This is a genomic window from Cupriavidus sp. 2SB, assembly GCF_005503625.1.
In the GTDB taxonomy this organism is placed as follows: Bacteria; Pseudomonadota; Gammaproteobacteria; order Burkholderiales; family Burkholderiaceae; genus Cupriavidus.
In genome coordinates, this window is record NZ_SCMX01000154.1 from 1 (window position 1) to 3,750 (window position 3,750).

A 3,750-nucleotide genomic window follows, 5' to 3' on the forward strand; every position below is an offset into this window, starting at 1 on the left:
CCCCTCCCCCATCGGCATCTTCGACTCCGGCCTCGGTGGCCTGTCGGTCCTGCGCGAAGTCCGCGCGATGCTGCCGCATGAACCGCTGATCTACTTCGCCGATTCCCGCTACGCGCCCTATGGCGACAAGCCCGAAGCGTTTGTGGAAGCCCGCACGCTTCAGGTGTGCGAGTGGCTGGTGGCACAGGGGTGCAAGGCACTCGTCATCGCCTGCAATACGGCGACCATGCACGCGGTGCAAACCCTCCGGGAACGATTGCAGGTGCCGATCATCGGCGTGGAGCCGGGATTGAAACCCGCTGCGGCATCGAGCCGAAGCAAGGTGGTTGGCGTACTGGCAACAGCCAATACGCTCAAGAGCACCAAGTTCAATCGGCTGCTAGGTTCACTCGATGGGGAGAGCCGCTACCTCTGCACGGCAGGGCACGGCCTCGTGAGCCTGATCGAACAGGGCGATATCTCTGGCCCTGCGATTCGCGAAAAGCTCGACACGTATCTTCAGCCGATGCTGGATGCCGGTGCCGACACGCTGGTCCTCGGCTGCACGCACTATCCTTTTCTTGCCGACACGATCCAAAACATGGTCGGCAACCGGCTCGCGCTGATCGATACCGGCCTGGCTATCGCACGCCAGCTCGCACGCAAGCTCGTCGAGTTCGACCTTGCGGCCAGTCCCGATGGCTCACCCGACATCCGCTATCTGTCGACAAAGGATGCCGCACACCTGCACGACATGGCCGCAGCTTTACTGCATGTGGATGCCCGTGCAGAAACGGTCGCCATCGAACCGGCGCCAGCGCTTCCCGCCTGACGGACTATTGTGTGAATCCCACGGTTCGGTGATGCCGGACCTCGGGCTTGACAGCATGCTCCTGCCGCAACTGCGCCAGGAACTCATCGGGCGTCAGCCCTTCCCCCAGCACGACAGACTGCCGCTTGACCGTGGCGAAATCGCCGGGTGTCAGGCAGTCCATCGCATCGAGATCGCGACGGATGGCATCGGTCATGCGCGTGGCGTCGCCATCGAGCGCTTCGTCAACAAACATCGTCGCACGCTGATCAGGCTTCAAAGGGAGGAAGCGAATCTTGAACGAGAAACGCCGCAGCGCCGCCTCGTCAATCCGATCGAAGAGATTGGTGGTGCAGACGAAGATGCCGTTGAAGCGCTCCATGCCCTGCAGCATCTCGTTGACTTCCGAGACCTCGTAATTGCGCACGGCCTGCTGCCGGCTCTGCATGAAGCTGTCGGCCTCGTCGAGCAGCAGCACCGCACCATCCTCCTCGGCCCGCGCGAACATCGCGGCGATCTGCTGCTCCGTCTCGCCCACGTACTTGCTCATGAGGTCAGAGGCGCGCCGGATCATCAGCGGCAGATCCAAGGCGGCGGCGATATGCTCGGCCAGCGCCGTCTTGCCCGTTCCGGGCGGACCATAGAAACATAGCGTGCCACGCTGGCGGGCACCCAGCGCCTGCACGATCTTGTCCACTGCGTAGCGCGTTTCCAGGTTGAGATTGTCAAGCCTGTAGTGCGTGACCACCGGCCGCGCCTCGGCCTCGGGACGCAATCCCATGGCACGATCGGCATGCTCCAGTTGCCGCAGGATCAGCGCTTCCACCGGCTCATCGACATCGGGCCGCGCCAGTTCGACGAAGCGGGCGGCCGACTGCACCTGTGCTGGGGTCAGCGTCTTGCGCGCGGCCAGCGATGCCACGAACGCATCGCCCACATCCAGACTGCCCAGATGCTTGCGAATGATGTTCTCGCGCACCAGCGGCGGGGGAATCTTGAGTTCGAGGTGAAACTGGAAGCGCCGCAGATAGGCCGGGTCGATCTGACGGATCGAGTTCGAAATCCAGATCACGGGCACCGGGTTCTGCTCCAGCGTCTGGTTAACCCAAGCCTTGCCGTTGACCGACGCCCGCGTATCTTCCTGCCCGAACAGGCTCATCAGCTCCCGCGCGCTGCCCGGAAAAACGTCCTCGACCTCATCGAACAACAACGCCGTACGCGGCCGACCGCGCAAGAATGCCTGCGAGACCTGCAGGGAGCGATAGCGATCCCGTCCCGACAGGCTGTTGCCATCCCGGTCGAGACAATCCACCTCATAGAGTTCACAGCCCGCCTCGCGCGCCAGCAGCCGCGCGAACTCGGTCTTGCCCGTGCCGGGTGGCCCGTAGATCAGCACGTTCACACCCAATGCGGTCTGGCGCGTGGCATTGCCAAGCAGCGCGGTGAGATAGCGCGCATCGGTCTCTACATGCGGATAGTCGCTCACGCCCAGCGTCGGGGGTGCCGCCGGACGCGTGAAGACGGCCATCATCTCTGCCTCGCTCGCATAGTTGCCGAGTAACACATGAAGCAAACGGTCGGACAGGCGCATCAGGTCGCCCAGGTCCGTCACGCTGTTCTCGGGCAAGGGCTGTTCGATCAGGTTCAACGTCTCCAACCGCGAGCCGGGACGCAACGATGCCGCGATGTCGGCAGGGCTCGCGCCCGTCAGACCACCAAGAATCTGGAACGCTTCCTGGCTGTGCGCCACCTTGCAATCGACCATCACCGCGCGCAGGTCGCGCTTGTACTTGGCCAACGCCGCATAGAGCAGCAGCTTGCGCTCATGATCGGGCAGGTTCAGCACGTGGCTGAGCATGTCGATATTGCGAACCAGCAGCACACGCTCGCCATCGAGCCGGGCAGCAATCGCCGCAGACGAGGCCGCGAACACCGCGAACATGTCCTTGGCCTGGTGCTTTACGTATTCGTCGAGATAGTAAAACAGCGCACTTTCATCGAAGGCGCTGTTCCATTGGCCGTGGCGCTCCAGGAATGCCTCGGGCGTCAGGCGCGAAGCCCCTTTCCACGCCGGCATGTCGGCGCATCGTGCGGACAGGAACCGCTGCACGCGCAGCACCACACCATAAGGCCAGACCATCTCCTGCGCACTGACGGTCAGCACGTCATTGATATTGCTGCGGAGATTGAACCGCGGGCCGAGCGCGCAGACCACGCGCAGCGCAAACTGGGCGCACATCCAGTCCAGCGCAGACGTGCCCGGCACACCGGCCGTCGCGCGAAGCAATGTGCTGCGGTCGTCCATCGTGCGGTCGTCTTCAGCGAAACGGTTGAAGTCCATGGCTGAGTCCCTTCGCACAGGTCTGGCGTCCGGACCGCGGGGCACGCCTGCCTATGCCTTGTCTGCCGCTAATGGGGAGTTTTCTGTTTATCGTAGCGCGGTTTTTCTCACCCGGGTATCGGACATGTTATGCAGGGCAGCGATTCCAACGTCACCGGACACGGACAATTGTGATGTTTCAGGCGCAGACCTCAACGGAAAGAATTCATTTAATGATTCTTAGCGCATTGCACGATGTGCAACAAATAAGAATCATTATCGTTTATACTACCCCGCTGATGCACGCTACCCAAGAGTGGCGCTCCCCGTTGGACCCCGTTTCGTCGGATGTACTTTCTGGAGCGTTATCATCATGGAACTGCTATTGAGCCTGCTGGTCGGATGTGGCATCTCGTTGATCCTCTTCTACCGCAAGTAACTGCGCCCCATGCGGGGTGGACCCGCCGTTTTCCTCATGTTCGATCAACGATTCTTAAAGATCACCGTTGCAGTCCTGCTGTTCCATGCCGGCCTGCTATATCTGATTCAGAGCGGGCTGGGACGCAAATTGACGGAGGCAGTCATCGCTCCCGAGATCATGGCCCGCATCATCCCCATGGAACCGCCCAAGGCGCCGGAA

Annotated in this window: 2 protein-coding genes and 1 pseudogene; 2 read left to right on the forward strand and 1 reads right to left on the reverse strand. The window is 61.9% G+C overall.

Going from position 1 to position 3,750, the window contains the following annotated elements:
• Positions 1–811, forward strand: an 811-nt coding sequence (gene murI / locus FFS21_RS31650; protein ID WP_137928621.1) for a glutamate racemase, incomplete at its 5' end; no start/stop codon positions are given.
• A gap of 4 nt (positions 812–815) precedes the next feature.
• Here murI and FFS21_RS31655 read toward each other — a convergent pair.
• A complete protein-coding gene (locus tag FFS21_RS31655; protein WP_137928622.1) occupies positions 816–3,131 on the reverse strand; it encodes an ATP-binding protein in 2,316 nt (771 codons plus the stop codon).
• A gap of 454 nt (positions 3,132–3,585) precedes the next feature.
• Here FFS21_RS31655 and FFS21_RS32820 point away from each other — a divergent pair.
• Positions 3,586–3,750: pseudogene (locus FFS21_RS32820) on the forward strand (energy transducer TonB); the annotation flags it as partial.